Raw genomic sequence first — 15,336 nt, 5'->3', positions numbered from 1 at the left:
GGTGCGGGAACCAACGAGCCGGGGTTCACCAGTCCCGATGACTGTGCCGGCGCTTGCGTTCCTCGATCCGGTCGGCCCAGCGCTGTTGGCGTTCCTCGGCTCGCTCGGCCCAGCGTTGTTGCCACTCGTCGGTCCGCTCGCGCCAGTGATCCTGCGCGGCCTTGGTCGCCTTGGGCCTTCGGGCCATGCCCTTGACGCTGACGCCGCCGAACAGGCAGACGCCCTTGATCACCAGGACGGGGGCGCCGGGCTCGGGTTCGCCGACGTGCTTGATCTCGGTGCCGCCGAAGATGCCCATCGTCTGGTCGCGGATCTCCATCCCCTCGGGGACCTTGAGGTCGAGTCCGCCGAAGCACCAGAAGCCGGAGATCTCGACCACCGGGCTCTCGAAGATGGCGTCGCGCATGTCCAGGTCCTGACCGCCGAAGAGGGCGTAGGCCTGGATGTGCTTGCGAACGCGCCAACGGCCCTTACGGGTGGTGCCGCCGAAGACGGCCATCATCCGGTCCGGCTCGGTGGTGGCACCGTTGGTGTCGATCTGCGACTCGGGCTCGGGCGCGGTCTTCGGCTGCGGGCTGCCGGTGTAGACCAGGTCCTGGGTGATCGGGATCAGCTCGGCGAAGGTCTTGGCCGCCATCGCCTGGCTGAGCCGGTCGTCGTGTTCCTCCAGCGTCAGCCGGCCCTCGGCGTAGGCGGTGCTGAGGACGGTTGCGACCTGGTCCCGATCGGCGTCGGAGGCGCGCAGGCCACCGGCCGCCGGGGCGGACGGGCGCTGGGCAGCGGGTGCTTCCGCTGGGGTGTTCGGTGTTGGTTCAGTGCTCACGGCGTTCAACCTAAATCCGGCGACGGTGCGGAATCGGTCGTTCCAGGGCTATTTGGCTACTACGTCGGGAACGATCAGGGTTATCCCCGTCGCCCAGGGTATGCCGTCGCTGTGGCTCCGCATATCCGACCGCGGGTCGTTGTTCGTGTCAGCCGTCGCGACGGCCGGCCGGTTCCAGGATCGTCCGGACCGCGTACAGCTCGGGAAAGAAGGTCCGGTCCAGCGCCTTGTGCAGGAAGTCGACGCCGCTGGAGCCGCCGGTGCCGACCTTGTGCCCGATGGTGCGTTCGACCGTCTTCAGGTGCCGGAACCGCCAGAGCTGGAAGTTGTCCTCGATGTCGATCAGCTCCTCGCAGGTCTCGTACGCGGCCCAGTGCTGCTGCGGATCGGTATAGATGATCTTGAACGTGGGCAGCAGCCGGTCGTCGGCGACGTACGGCAAGGTCGGGTCGCGGTTCAACACGGCGGTCGGGATGGGGTAGCCCTGCCGGGACAGGTGATGCAGGAATTCGTCGTACAGGCTGGGGCTGTTCAACAGTGCCGCGAGCATCGCCGACGCCTGTTCATCATGATCGAATCCGGTGATCAACTTGGCGTCCTTGTTGCCGAGGATGAATTCGACCGCGCGGTACTGATAGGACTGGAATCCCGACGAGGTGGCCAGGAAGTCGCGGAACTGCAGGTACTCACTGGGCGTCAGCGTGGCCAGAATCGACCATTGATCGGCCAACGTGTGCTGGATGTGCTTGACCCGCGCCAATCGCTTCAACGCAAGGGGGATCTGGTCGTTGCGGAAACCGTCCCGGGCGCTGATCAACTCGTGCAAGATCAACTTCAGCCAGAGCTCGCTGGTCTGATGCTGGATGATGAACAGCAATTCGTCGTGATGCACCGGGCGTGATCTTGGTTGCTGGGCGCCGAGAAGTTGATCAAGGTGCAGATAATCGGCGTAGGTCAGCTGTCGGTCGTCTTCCTGGCGCTCGTCGGTTTCAGGACTCTCCTCGTCGAGTGACTCGATCTTGGCCATGTCCCCAACCTAGCCAGTGAATTCTCCCGACTTGTCAGCCTCACCGGGCGCTCTGGCGCTTCCTGATGCTGACAGGTCGGCTAGGAGTCCGTCGTGTCCCGGGCGGGCGGGCGGCCGCGGCGGGGGGGCGGTCCGACGTTGCGGGGCATCCGCCCGGCCTCGGTCAGGGCCCGGCGCAGCAGCAGGTCGACCTGGCCGTTCAGGCTGCGGAATTCGTCGTCGGCCCAGCGCATCAGGGCATCGTGGACGGCGGGATCCAGTCGGAGCAGGACCTGGCGTCGTTCGCTCACCGGCCTGCCCTCAGGTGTACAGCGAGCCGGTGTTCACGATCGGCGACGGCGGCTGATCCCCGCACAGCACCACCATCAGATTGCTGACCATGCTGGCCTTGCGCTCCTCGTCCAGGTCGACCACGCCGTCCTCGGTCAGCCGGGCCAGCGCCAACTCGACCATGCCGACGGCGCCCTCGACGATCCGTCCGCGAGCCGCGACGACCGCGCTGGCCTGCTGCCGCCGCAACATCGCCTGGGCGATCTCTTGTGCGTAAGCGAGGTGGGAGATGCGTACCTCGAGGATCTCCACCCCGGCAACGGATACCCGTTCGGCGACCTCGCGGGCCAACTCGCCCGCGACCTCGTCGGTGGAACCCCGCAGCGAGGTGCCGGTGCTCTCGGATCCGCTCTGAACTTCCTTCACCGAGCTACCGGGAATGTCGTACGGATAGCTGTTGGCGACATGCCGCAGCGCCGACTCCGACTGGACGGAGACGAAGTCGAGGTAGTTGTCCACCGCGTACGTCGACTTGGCGGTGTCGCGGACCTGCCACACCACGATGGCTGCGATCTCGATCGGGTTGCCGTCGGCGTCGTTGACCTTCAGCCGGCTGGTCTCGAAGTTACGGACCCGGACGCTGACCGTGCGTTTGGTGGTCAGCGGAACCACGATCCAGAAGCCGGGACGCAGCACCGTACCGATGTAGCTGCCGAAGAACTGGATCACCGAGGTACGCCCCGGCGGGACCACCACCAGCATGGTGCAGATCAGCACCAGCACGACGATCGGGATCCAGATCAGCTTGCTGCTGTTGAGCACTGCCTCGACGATGCCGTAGATGCTGGCCGCGCCGATCAGCACCCCGATCCAGCCGTTGACCGCCAGCGCCTTGCGTTGACTGACGCCCACCCGCGCTCCCTGATGGCCGACCGGTCCGACGTCCCCGGTCACCTGTGGCTGAGTCATCACCGACTCCCTTCGAAAAGTGATAGCTAATACCATCACATTACTCCGGGGTGGCCGGCGCGCAAGCTCCTGGAATCCAGTGGGGCCGCACGAGATCGCCGGCGTTCGTGCCCAGTCCGCGGTGGGATGACAAGAGTGCTGCGCCAGTCAGGGTTTGGTACCTGATTTCGGGGACCTCGATGCCACTGGTGCAGGGATCTTGTAATCCTGCCCAGGTCAGCCAGCGCACGTGGTTGGTTCGGTCGGTGCATCCCGGCGCGTTGAGATTGTGTAGACTCCGATGCCGCGGCTCGCAGAAGTCGCCTGCGGGTGTAGTTCATCGGTAGAACGCGACCTTCCCAAGGTCGAGAGGCGGGTTCGACTCCCGTCACCCGCTCCGTCCCTCGAGCTGATCAAATCCCCCGTCAATCCCCGCACGAACGGGCTATTTCGCGCGCGGCTGCGTTGGCCGGACACTCCCGCACGCGAAACGTGCTCCCGCGGCCGATATTTCGCGGGCGGCGGCAGTTCTTGCGCGCGGCTGTGGGGGGTGGGTCGGGGCGGCCACCTGGCAGGATGCGGGGATGGGCCGGGACCGATCGCTGGGCGAGCGGGGCGGGTTCGTACGGTTCTGGACGGCCGAGACGGTTTCCGGATTCGGTTCGGCGATCACCGCGATCGCGCTGCAGTGGTTGATCGTCGACACACTGGGCCGCGGTTCGGACGTCACCGGAATGGTGAACGCAGCTCGCTGGTTGCCGTACATGATCTTCGGCCTGCTGGCCGGAGTGATCATCGATCGACTGCGGCGACGGCCGGTGCTGGTGATCACTGATCTTGGTCGCGGCCTGCTGCTGATGGCGATCCCGGCACTGGCCTTGGCCGGCCTGCTGTCGGTGCCGAGCCTGATCATTTTCATGATCATCTTCGGGATGCTGTCGCTGGCCAACGACGCCGCCTCGCAGTCGATCCTGCCCCGACTGGTGCCGCGCCATCAGTTGCCGGCCGCGAACGCCCGCATCGACCAAGCGGCAGCCGTCGTCCAGGTCGCCGGACCGGCGCTCGGCGGATCGCTGGTGAAGTTGATCACCGCGCCGTGGGCGGTCTTGGTTGATGCCGCGAGTTACCTCGCCTCGGCCGTGCTCACGCTGATCGTACGCGTCGAGGAGCCGCCCCCTCGACGCGACGACACCGCCGGCCGGCTGCGTCGGATCGGGCGGGAGGCGGCTGACGGACTGCGCTGGGTGTACGGGCATCGGATGCTGATGCCGCTGGCGCTGAACACCAACACGTGGTTCATCTGCAACGCGGCGGCCAATGCCGTGCTCGTGCCGTATGTGTATCAGCAGTTGGGATTCGGGGCCGCCGCCTTCGGTCTGGCGATGGCGGCCGGCGGCGTCGGAGCCCTGATCGGCGCCCTCTTCGCCGTGCGACTCGGCGCCGCGTTCGGGATCGGCCGAGTGGTGGTCGCGGCACTCATCGGCTATCCGATCGGCTGGGCGCTGATCGCCCTCTGCCCGGGGAACGGATGGCCGGGATGGCTCACGTTCGGCACCGCCCAGTTCATCCTCGGGCTGGTCGGCGGTGCGGAGAACACGAACTCGTTGGCGTACCGGCAGATGATCACACCGGATGAACTGCAAGGTCGTACGAACGCGATCATGCGCTCGACCAATCGGGCGATGATCGTTGTCGGAGCGCTGGCCGGCGGCTTCCTGGCCGAAGCCCTCGGCGACCGTACGGTGTTGTGGGGCATCGCTGCCGGCTTCGCCGTGGTAGCGATCGCGCTGGCCCTCTCGCCGTTCCGCACCGCCCGGCTGGACGACGTGTCGCAGCACGGCTGATCAAGCAAGGTGTCATCGGACGGACGTTGAACTGATCTTGGTCGGTACGAGCTAGGGCAGGATCCGACCATCTCGTCCGGTGGTCGCCGGTGCTGCGGCGGGCAGTTGCACGGTGGCGACCAGGCCGCCCTCGGGCCGAGCCGTCAGAGTAAGAATTCCGTTGTGGGCTTGGACGATGCTGTTGGCGATCGCCAGGCCGAGACCGACGCCGGCATGATCGGTGCGGATCCGTTCGCTGCCACGCTGGAAGGGTTCGGTCAGGGTTGCGACCAATCGGGGGGACAGTTGCGAGCCGGTGTTCTCGACCCGGAGCAGGACATATCGGGGGCCGGTCGCGGTGCTGATGTGCACGCCGCCCCGTTCGGGCAGGTTGTGCACGACGGCGTTGTGCAACAGGTTGGCGGTCAGCTGCAACAGCAGGGAGTACGAGCCGATCGCGGGGGTGATGTCGCCGCTGATCCGGATCGTGACGCCGCGCTTCTCCGCCAGCGGGAAAAGAGTCTCGGCGGCCTCCTCGGCGATCAGCGACAGGTCGACCTGCTCGCGGGTGAAGGCACCCTGCTCGGTGCGACTGAGCACCAGCAACGCTTCGGTCAGCTCGATCGCCCGCGTGTTCACCGCGGACAGCCGTTCGACCAGTTCCTTCGGATCACGATCGGGGTCGGTGCGGGCCACGTCCAGCATGGTCTGGGTGACCGCGAGCGGCGTACGAAGTTCGTGTGACGCGTTCGCGGCGAATCGCTGCTGTTCAAGGACTTGGGCCTCGATCCGGGACAGCATGCCGTCGAAGACGTCGGCCAACTCCCGGAATTCGTCCTTCCGGCCGGGCAGTCGGATCCGATGCGACAGCGAACCGTCGGCGGCCAGTCGAGCCGCCTCGGTGATCCGGTGTAGCGGCGCCAGCATCCGGCCGGCCAGGATCCAACCGCCGAGCAGGCCGAAGAGCAGCAGGAATCCCAGCATCAGGGCGACCCTCGGCGCGAACGCGCGCTCCAGATCGGACCGGCTGGGGATGAACGGTGCGAAGCCGCGGGTGTGAATCACGTCCGGCACGTAGCGCAGCAAAAAGACCCAGACCACGGCCAGCACCGCCGCACCGGCGAGCATCAGGAAGCCGGCGTAACTGAGGGTCAGTTTCAGCCGGACGCTCAAGCCCGGTTGTCGGTTCATGATCATCTTGGTCTTCATGATCAACTTCGCCCGGATCCGGTGTCGATGCGGTAGCCCACCCCTGGCACCGTCGCGATCAGCCCCGGCTCGCCGAGCCGCTTGCGCAGCGCGGAAACCGTGATTCGGACGGCGTTGGTGAAGGGATCGGCGTTCTCGTCCCATGCCCGCTCCAACAGTTCCTCGGCACTGATCACACCACCTTTCGGCCTCGACCAGCACCTCCAGGACCGCGAACTGCTTGCGGGTCAGCGCGACGAAGCGACCGTCCCGGTAGACCTCGCGGCGGAACGGATCCAGCCGTAATCCGGCCAGTTCGCGAATCGGCGGCCGACTACGCGCCCGCCGGCGGTCCAAAGCCCTGAGCCTGAGCACCAGTTCGCGCAACTCGAACGGCTTGGTCAGGTAGTCGTCGGCGCCGAGTTCGAAGCCGGTGGACTTGTCGTCGATCCGGTCCGCGGCGGTCAGCATCAGGATCGGCAGGCCGCTGCCGTTCCGAACGATGTGAGCGGCGATCTCGTCGCCGGACGGGCCGGGGATGTCGCGATCCAGGACGGCGATGTCGTAGCTGTTGACGCTCAGCAACTCCAGGGCGGTGTCGCCGTCGCCGGCGGTGTCGGCAGCGATCGCCTCCAGCCGAAGCCCGTCGCGGATGGCGTCAGCCATAAACGGCTCGTCCTCGACGATCAACACGCGCATTCGTCGATGCTACGGGCCGACACCTATCGCCGGCATATCGAAATCCTGATACGGGCGGGCAACATCGCGGTGTCTTGACTGGAACGCATGTCCTTCAGCGAACCGGCCCCGCACCGGCCACCACGCCTCCGATCGGTCGTCCTCGTCGTCCTGACCGTCGGCATCTTCGCCACCCTGGTCGGCGTCCTCGGCCACCGATCGGCGTCGGCTCCCTCGGCGGCGATCACGCCCGAAACGGTACGGCCGGTGGCCCACGGCCGGCAGAACGGGGCAAAGAAGCACGGCGCTCCTGACGCCAGGGCAGGCGACAACCAGCACGCCACGATCGGGCCGGCCGACGGGGTGTTGCGCGACGGGGTGACCGTTTTCGACACCGTGAACCCGGGCGTGACCAAGCTTCAACCGCAGCTGCTCGCCGCACTGCGCCGGGCTGCTACCGATGCCGGTCGGGGCCGCATCACTTTCTACGTCAACAGTGGCTGGCGTTCGAAGGCTTACCAAGATCAACTGTTCGCCGAGGCGGTGGCGAAGTACGGCTCGACCGCCGAGGCAGCACGCTGGGTGGCGCGGCCCGGGACCTCCGTACACGAAGCCGGGGAGGCGGTCGATCTGGGTGAATCCGATGCCACCACGTGGCTGTCCAGAAACGGATCCAAGTACGGCTTGTGTCAGATCTACCGCAACGAAACCTGGCACTTCGAGCTACGCCCGGACGCGATTGATCACGGTTGCCCGCCGATGTACGCCGACCCGACCCAGGACGCGCGGCTGCAACGGTGAAGCGCCTCAGTCGGTGATCTTGTAGACGCGGGCGGCGGCAACCGGCTCCGCGGCGATCAAGGTCAAGCCCCCGGAGTGCCGCTCGACCTGCCAGTCCGGCACGGTGCCGACGGGCGGATAGAGCTGTTCGATGGTCCGGTCGGCGACACCGGCCAGCTCGAGTCGTACGCTCTCGGGTGCGTGTTGCTGCCGCCAGGCGATCAGGTAGGTCGCCTCGCCGGCGTCCAACCCGACCGTGGTCCACGGCTGGTCCCAGCTGGGCATCCCGGTCGGGAATCGCGGAATCGAGCGAACCAGATCGTGCCGCATCTGTTTGTGCACAGCGATCCCGGCAGCGACCAGCGCCTCCTGCGCCGGCGACATCCGGTCGATCAGACCGGCCTGATAGATCCGGCCGGCCAGCCCCGTACACATTGTGAAGCTGATCATCTCGTCGGTCATGGCGGCCTGTGGGTAGGCCCAGTTCCCGGCCTGCTCGGGCAGCAGGTGCACCAGTGCGCCGGCCGCGATCGCCGGGTACAACAACGGATCCTGCTGGTCGGTGGTCGACTGCAACGCCAACCGGGACAGCATCGCGAAGTCCGAACGCATCGCGCCCGAGGCGCAGTTCTCGATGATCAACTGCGGATGGCGATCCAGCAACCGATCCAGCCAGTCCAACAAGGCACGGTTGTGTTCGAGCAGGCCGTGACCCACCGACGGCGCATCGAGATCGGTGCCGGATCCGGGTGTCACGTTGTAGTCGAACTTGAAGAATCCGACGCCGAGCTCGCTGATCAAGCGATCGACCGCCGCGTCGAGGTGCGCGGTCGCGTCGGTGCTGCGCAGGTCCAGCAGGTAGCGGTTCCGCTCTCGAATTCGAATGCCGTTGCGTTGCAGGAAAGCAGAATCGGGCAGCGTCGTCGCTGCGCGCGAGGTGATCCCGACCACCTCCGGCTCCATCCACAGGCCGGGGATCATGCCGCGGGAACGGATGTGGTCAAGGACGAATCGCAACCCGCGCGGGAAGCGCACCGTGGACGGTTCCCAGTCGCCGACGCTCTCCCACCAACCGGACGTGTCGTCGTACCAGCCGGCGTCGATGCAGAAGTACTCGCAGCCCACCTCGGCCGCGGCGTCGATCAACGGCAGCAGCTTGGCTTCGGTCGGATCGCCTTCCAGGGTGTCCATGTAGTCGTTGAAGATCACCGGCAGGTCGGTGTTCTGCGGGTGCGACCGACGCGCCGCCCGTCGATAGGCCGCGAGCTGACCGAAGGCGTCCTCGAAGGAGGTGCCGGCGGTGAACGTGACCGGAACCGTGGTGAACCGATGATCGGCGTCCACGGTGTACGACCACTGGTGCAGCGCGTCGATGGGGCCGAGCAGCGCAAGGTAGGCGCCGTCGTCACGGCCCTCGGTCCGCGGCGGCCCGGCGGCCTCCTCGCTGCCCACCACCGGCCCGCCGGTCGAGGTTTCGTCAGCCTCGGCGGGCACGGTGTGCGGTCGCTCGCCGACCTCCCACTGCCAGCCGCCGTTGTGTTCGATCTGCCAGGCCAGTGTCCGGCCGGATTCGCGATCTTGAACGGCTCCGGCTGGCAGAAAGGCCCCGGAGGACCAGGAACCGACCGACGAGATTCGGATGCTGTCCCGGGTGGTCGCCCCGCGCGCCGCCGAATCGGTGGTGATCATGCCCGCCGAGCGCAGCGGACGGGACCGCCAGCGATTCTCGGCACACCAACTGGTCTCCGCGTACCAGACGTCGAGGTTGTTCGGTTGATCACTGATCACCGCACCGGTTGCCAGACTGGTCACCGCCCACAGCGTCACCGGCTCGGAACCGGCCTGCACACCAACGGTCGTGGTGGCGTGCACCGCTGGGATCCCTGTGTAGGAACGGAATTCGGAGGTCACCTCCAGTCCGGACTCCGGCGCGATCTGGGTGATCGACAAACTGTTGATCTTGCCGTGCTGATCTTGCCGGTGCGAGACGTAACGCAGATCGGCGCCGATCCGAGTGCCGCTGTGCCGATTGCAACTGCCCCAGTTCTCGTTGCCCCAGGCGGGCGTGAGGATCTCGACCAACGGTTGCCGGGCCCGGCCGGACTCGGCCGCGGGCTGGTCGGCGAGCCGGATGTCGGTCAGCTGGACCGGGCCGTCGGTGTCGATGCTGAACTGCAGGGTGAGTGCAGAGGTGTCCCATTCAAGCGCTGCCACGATGATCCTTCGGCCGGTTGGTGGTTGGAGTGCCTGCGGTGTAGCGGTGTGGTGCCCGCAACGATAATGTCGCGATCGTGCGCGCGGCCAGGCACGCCCTACCAACCGGCCCCGCAGCTCCGACGGCTGATCGGCGATCATGGCGGAGGTGAACCGATGACGGCGACCCGGGTCGCAGAACCGGAAGCAGCCGAACCGGACGAGCCCGCGCCGCCGGAGCTCAGTTCACGGCGGCGCAACATCATCTTCCTGACGATCGTGCTCGGGATGCTGCTGTCGGCGCTCGACCAGACGATCGTGTCCACCGCCCTGCCGACCATCGTCGGCGAGCTGGGCGGCTCCGGGCACATGAGCTGGGTGATCTCGGCCTACCTGCTGGCGGAAACCATCGCCACCGTGCTGGCCGGCAAGTTCGGCGATCTGTTCGGCCGGAAACGGCTGTTCCAGATCAGTGTGGTGATCTTCATCGTCGGGTCGTTCTTCTGCGGCCTGAGCGAGAACATGACGATGTTGATCATCGCGCGGGCCGTGCAGGGGATCGGCGGTGGTGGCATCGCGGTCACCGCGACCGCCCTCATCGGCGAGGTCATTCCGCTGCGGCAGCGCGGGAAGTATCAGGGCGCGATGGGCGCGGTCTTCGGCGTCGCGACCGTGATCGGGCCGCTGATCGGCGGGCTGTTCACCGATCACCTGTCCTGGCGTTGGGTGTTCTACATCAACATCCCGCTGGCGATCTTGGTCGTGGTGCTGGCCGCCAGCACGATTCCCGGACTGAGCGACCTCAAGCGCGCCAAGATCGACTACCTGGGTGTGGTGTTCGTGGCACTCGGCGCCAGCGGTTTGACCTTGGCGACCTCCTGGGGCGGCACCCAACACCCGTGGGGATCGCCGGTGATCATCGGCTTGTTCGCCGGCTCGGTCGCTTCGTTGGTGATCTTCGTCCTGGTCGAGAGGCGTGCGGAGGAACCGATCCTGCCGATGCGACTGTTCCGATCGCGGGTGTTCGTGATCTCCAGTCTGCTGAGTTTCCTCGTCGGCTTCGTGATGTTGGGCGGCATCAGCTACCTGCCCACCTACCTGCAGTACGTCCACGGCGCGACGGCGACCAGCTCCGGGCTGCGCGTGTTGCCGATGGTGGTCGGCCTGCTGATCTGCTCGGTCGCCGCCGGCCAGGTGGTCGGCAAGACCGGAAAATACAAGGCGTTTCCGATCGTCGGCACGGCGGTGATCGCGATCGGACTGTTCCTGCTGTCCCGGCTGGACGAGGCCAGTACGGTGCTGGTTCAGTCGATCGCGATGTTCGTCTTCGGGGCCGGGATCGGCCTGGTCATGCAGGTGCTCACCCTGGTCGTACAGAGCACCGCCGACTATCAGGATCTCGGTGCGGCGACCTCGGGGCTGACCTTCTTCCGTACCATCGGCGGCTCCTTCGGTACGTCGATCATGGGCACCATCTACGCCAACCGGATCGACACTCTGCTGCCGCCTGCGCTGGCCCAGGCCGGGGTCTCGCCGGCTGCGGTGACCACGCCGGCGGCTGTCCATCAGCTCAACGCCACCCAGCAGGCTCCGATCGTGCGTGCCTACGCCGAGTCCATGCAGGCCGTCTTCACCTGGATCATCCCGGTCGCCCTGCTCGGCCTGCTGCTGGCGATCTTCCTGCCTCAGGTCGCGATGCGCGGAGTCGCCGCGGACAGCGCGCGCGACACCGGCGAGGGCTTCGCGATGCCGTCCAGCGTCAGCTCCGATCACCAGTTGGAAACCATGATCGGGCGAGTGCTGCGGCAGCATCCGCACGCCTTCGAGGAGGTGCTGGCCAACGCCCACATCGACATCGATCCGCCGACCGCCTGGGGTCTGTTGAACGTGCAGGCGCGGCGACTGGCCGAGGATCGCCGTCCCCGGCAGGCGGACGTGGAGGATCGGCTGGGAGTGCCGCACGGTGTCCTCACGTCCTTCTTCGATGGGCTGGTCGCCGCCGGTTTTCTGATCCGCGACGACGGCCTGCGGCTGACCGAACAGGGCCGGGCCGTTGTCGGTGCGCTGATCGGCGCCTGGACCGCCTGGCTGCTGGAGCAGTTGCCGGAGCTGATGCCCGATGCCGAGGCGGCCGAGGTGCAGGCCGCGTTCCGCGCCGTGGTGACTCGGGTCGCCCGTCGGGTGATGACCGAATAGTCGTCTGAATTCAGTCCTTTGGGTGCGGCTGCCGCCGGTCTTGTGTGCTACGGGTTGGGCTTCCGGGGAGGGCCCCGGGCCCCCGCCTCGGCCGCTCGGGGTGCCGATAGTGCTGCCGCCCCCTTCGCTTCGCTGCGGGCACGGTTTCGCGCTGGGGCGCTCAACGGGATATTCATTGCTGTTCTGGCCCGTTGCTGTGGTTGTCCACTGGACGTTGCCCTTAGGAAATTCCAAGGTCGGCGGCGGACACGCCGTGGCCCCGGGATGCGCCGGCTGAGAGGTGGGCGTATGTTGACGAATCGGCAGTTAGCGTACGGTCGGTCGCTAAAGTGCGACTGAGTCGTCGACCGTGCAGGACAACCGGATGGTCCAGGCAGTGCAGCCGCCAGGCGACCAGGAGAGGGACGGGAGTCAACCCATGCATCTACTCGTCAAAGGGACCAGTGGCCGGCTGACCGGCGAGGCGCTCGTACCCAACTCGAAATACCACGCCCATCGGGCCTTGATTCTGGCTTCGCTGGCACCCGGCGTCAGCCGGATCACCGGATTGTCCGATGCGCGGCACGTGCAATACACGGTCGGGCTGTTGCGTGGACTGGGCACCAAGATCGACATCGAGGGCGACACCTTCATCGTTCACGGCGGCCCCTACCGTCCAGTGCGCGACAGCGTCTCGGCCGGCAGTTCCGGGACCACGCTGTATTTCATGATCGGATTGGCGTCGCTGGCCGAGACTCCGGTCGTGGTCACCGGTCAGAAGTACTTCCAGCGCCGGCCCGTCGGCCCGCTGCTGCGATCGTTGCAACAGATGGGCGTCGAGCTCGAGTCCGCCGACGACTGCCCGCCGATCAGTGTTGCCGCGAAGCGACCTACCGGCGGTCACGTCACCATCGCCGGCACCCTGTCGCAGTGGATCTCCGGTTTGATCTTGCTCGCCCCGTTCGCCACCGGCAGGACGGTGATCGAGGTCGAGGGCGAGCTCAACGAGCAGCCCTACATCGAGCTGACCGTCGAGATGATGAAGCAGTTCGGCCTGATCGTGAAGGCGTCGCCGGACTGGCGTCGCTTCGAGATCGAACCCGACCAGCAGGCGACTCCGTGCGATTTGATCATGCCTCCGGACATCGGTTCGGCGGCGTTCGGGATCGCCGCGGCTGCTCTGCATCCGTCCGACATCCTGCTCCGCGGACTGCATCAACTCTCCGGTGGGCCGGCCGATCACCCCGAGGTGCACTTCCTCGACGTCGCCCGGGAGATGGGCGTGCCGATGGAGCTGACCGACGAAGGGGTGAGGATCCGGCACGACGGCATCCGGCTCAACCCGACCAAGATCGACTGTCGCGGAATCCCCGACATGCTGCCGATCTTGAGCGTGATGGGCACCTTCGCCGACGGCGAGACCACCTTCTCCAACATCGCCCACGTCCGGCTGAAGGAGTCCGACCGGGTGTCGGCCATGCTGCAGTTGAACCAGATGGGCGGAGACCTTGATCTTGACGGAGACATCCTGCGGGTACGGGGTGTGGACGGTCTGGTCGGCGCGAAGCTGTCCTCGTTCAACGATCACCGAGTGTTGATGTCGCTGGCGGTGGCTGCGTCGACCGCTCGCGGCGAGTCGACGCTGACCTACCCGAACGCGTACCGGATCTCCTATCCCGCTTATCTGGAAGCGATGAACGGCTTCGGCATCCCGATGAGCGTCGAGGGTGGTACGCCGAGCAAGAACGAGCGCCCGCAGCGTACGTTGCCGATCCAGGCCAGCCGTCCCGATCTTGCTGCCAAGACCACCTTGTCCGACTGGCTTGCGCGCTGGGCCGAGGAACGACCGGATGATCTTGCCGTGCTGGACGCCCGGCCGCGGGCGACGACCAAGATCACCTGGGGTGAGCTGAACCAACGGGTCGACGTCGTCGCCAGCCAGTTGATCAAGCTCGGTGTGCAGCCCGGAGAACCTGTGGCGCTGCAGTTGCCGAACTGGACCGAGTTCGTGATCATCGCGCTGGCCACCATGCGGATCGGCGCCGTCTGCTGCCCGCTGATGCCGATCTTCCGGGAGCGCGAGATCGCCTTCATGCTGCGCCGAGCCAAGGCTCGCGTGTTGTTCGTACCGGAGACCTTCCGCGGTCGCGAGTACGCCGCCGAGATCTCCCGGCTGGTCGACGGCGATGGTGTCGAGCCGCCGGAGGAGCTCAAGCACGTGGTGGTGTTGCCGGGCGACGTGCAGTCCGGCGGCGACTGGGTGCCGGGACCGGTGGCCTGGCACGATTGGAACGACCTGCTGTCCGGCGAGGTTGACGTCGAGGCCCTGGCGCAGCGGAAGCCGACGCCCGAGCAGACCGCTCAACTGCTCTTCACCTCCGGCACCACCGGCGAGCCGAAGGGGTCGCTGATGACCGGCGGCACCCTGTCCCGGGCCGCGTCGATGGAGATCAAGCACCTCGGCCTGGACGCCTCCGATGCCGTCTACATCCCTTCCCCGCTGGCACATCAGACCGGATTCCTCTACGGCATGTGGCTGGCGATGGAGCTCGGTGTGCCGCAGATCATCCAGGCGGTCTGGGATCCGCGGCGGGCGCTGGCCGCGCTGCGTGAAGGCAACGGCAGCTTCGTCCAGGCGGCGACTCCGTTCCTGGCCGATCTGGTCAAGGCGGTCGAGGCCGGCGAGGAGGCGCCGCCGGAGCTGCGGATCTTCGTGGCCACCGGTGCAGCGGTCCCGCGTGGCCTGGCCGAACGAGCGACTCGGGTGCTGGGCACGGCGGTCTGTGGCGCCTTCGGCACAACCGAGACTTGTCTGGGCGCGCTGAGCGCGCCGACGGACGAGCCGGTCAAGGTGTGGGGCACCGACGGCCGGGCGCTGGACGGGATCAAGTTGCGGATCACCGACGACACCGGGCGGGTGTTGGCCGCCGGCACGGAGGGCAACTTCGAGATCCTGTCGCCGACCTACTTCGAGGGTTATCTGGATCGTCCGGATCTGACGGCGGAGGTCTACACCGCCGACGGCTGGTACAAGACCGGTGACCTCGGCGTCATCGACGAGTCCGGATTCATCCGGATCACCGGCCGGGTCAAGGACGTGATCAACCGCGGCGGCGAGAAGGTGCCGGTGGCCGAGATCGAGAATCTGATCTACGACCACCCCAGTGTCGACGATGTTGCGGTGGTGGCGATGCCGGACGAGCGTCTGGGCGAGCGGGCCTGTGCCTTCGTGGTGTTGAAGAGTGGCCACAGCCTGGGCTTCGAGGACATGATCACATACCTCGATGATCGTCAGGTCGCGAAGTACTACTGGCCGGAGCGACTGCAGTTGATCGACGCGCTGCCGCGCAACGCTGCCGGAAAGATCCAGAAATTCCTGCTTCGCGAGCAGGCCAAGGAACTGCGCCCGCAGCGCATCGAAGGGAAGTGAC

At 66.6% G+C, this 15,336-nt stretch carries 9 protein-coding genes, 1 tRNA gene and 2 pseudogenes; 5 read left to right on the top strand and 7 right to left on the bottom strand.

Translation table 11 applies throughout. The annotated features are described in order from the left end of the window. Positions 1-25: 25 nt before the first annotated feature. From FOE78_RS00340 to FOE78_RS00325, 4 genes are all read right to left on the bottom strand, one after another. Positions 26-823, bottom strand: a complete 798-nt coding sequence (locus FOE78_RS00340; RefSeq protein ID WP_210414736.1) for a DUF1707 SHOCT-like domain-containing protein — start codon at positions 821-823, stop codon at positions 26-28. A gap of 148 nt (positions 824-971) precedes the next feature. Further along, positions 972-1,850 (bottom strand): tryptophan 2,3-dioxygenase, encoded by an 879-nt coding sequence (locus FOE78_RS00335; RefSeq protein WP_143984556.1) that lies wholly within the window; start codon positions 1,848-1,850, stop codon positions 972-974. 80 nt (positions 1,851-1,930) lie between these two features. Further along, positions 1,931-2,140: a hypothetical protein gene (locus tag FOE78_RS00330; RefSeq protein WP_143984555.1), complete on the bottom strand. Its 210-nt coding sequence runs from the start codon at positions 2,138-2,140 to the stop codon at positions 1,931-1,933. 10 nt (positions 2,141-2,150) lie between these two features. Then, on the bottom strand, positions 2,151-3,089 hold the full coding sequence (locus FOE78_RS00325) for an SPFH domain-containing protein (RefSeq protein ID WP_143984554.1): 939 nt from the start codon (positions 3,087-3,089) through the stop codon (positions 2,151-2,153). 305 nt (positions 3,090-3,394) lie between these two features. On the opposite strand from FOE78_RS00325, the gene FOE78_RS00320 reads away from it, so the two are divergent. Both FOE78_RS00320 and FOE78_RS00315 read left to right on the top strand, forming a co-directional pair. Further along, positions 3,395-3,465 (top strand) — tRNA-Gly (locus tag FOE78_RS00320). 187 nt (positions 3,466-3,652) lie between these two features. Next, positions 3,653-4,912: an MFS transporter gene (locus FOE78_RS00315; protein ID WP_143984553.1), complete on the top strand. Its 1,260-nt coding sequence runs from the start codon at positions 3,653-3,655 to the stop codon at positions 4,910-4,912. Positions 4,913-4,963: 51 nt separating this feature from the next. Here FOE78_RS00315 and FOE78_RS00310 read toward each other — a convergent pair. Beyond that, a pseudogene (locus FOE78_RS00310) lies at positions 4,964-5,770 on the bottom strand (sensor histidine kinase); the annotation flags it as partial. A gap of 332 nt (positions 5,771-6,102) precedes the next feature. Continuing rightward, positions 6,103-6,778 (bottom strand): annotated as a pseudogene (locus FOE78_RS00305) (response regulator transcription factor). A gap of 87 nt (positions 6,779-6,865) precedes the next feature. Between FOE78_RS00305 and FOE78_RS00300 the strand changes: the two are divergent. Then, positions 6,866-7,558: a M15 family metallopeptidase gene (locus FOE78_RS00300; RefSeq protein WP_143984552.1), complete on the top strand. Its 693-nt coding sequence runs from the start codon at positions 6,866-6,868 to the stop codon at positions 7,556-7,558. A 6-nt stretch (positions 7,559-7,564) separates the two neighbouring features. Here the strand turns inward: FOE78_RS00300 and FOE78_RS00295 are convergent, their stop codons facing one another. After that, positions 7,565-9,751, bottom strand: a complete 2,187-nt coding sequence (locus FOE78_RS00295; protein WP_168207290.1) for a glycoside hydrolase family 36 protein — start codon at positions 9,749-9,751, stop codon at positions 7,565-7,567. A gap of 156 nt (positions 9,752-9,907) precedes the next feature. On the opposite strand from FOE78_RS00295, the gene FOE78_RS00290 reads away from it, so the two are divergent. Both FOE78_RS00290 and aroA read left to right on the top strand, forming a co-directional pair. Beyond that, the gene (locus FOE78_RS00290) at positions 9,908-11,926 is read left to right on the top strand and encodes an MFS transporter (RefSeq protein ID WP_143984550.1); all 2,019 of its coding nucleotides are present in this window, start codon (positions 9,908-9,910) and stop codon (positions 11,924-11,926) included. 418 nt (positions 11,927-12,344) lie between these two features. Beyond that, on the top strand, positions 12,345-15,335 hold the full coding sequence (gene aroA, locus FOE78_RS00285) for a 3-phosphoshikimate 1-carboxyvinyltransferase (protein WP_143984549.1): 2,991 nt from the start codon (positions 12,345-12,347) through the stop codon (positions 15,333-15,335). The last annotated feature ends 1 nt before the right edge of the window (position 15,336 follow it).

The organism is Microlunatus elymi (assembly GCF_007362775.1).
GTDB classification, from domain to species: domain Bacteria; phylum Actinomycetota; class Actinomycetes; order Propionibacteriales; family Propionibacteriaceae; genus Microlunatus; species Microlunatus elymi.
The sequence above is the reverse complement of the archived record's forward strand: the minus strand, read 5'-3'. Positions and strand labels throughout refer to the sequence as shown.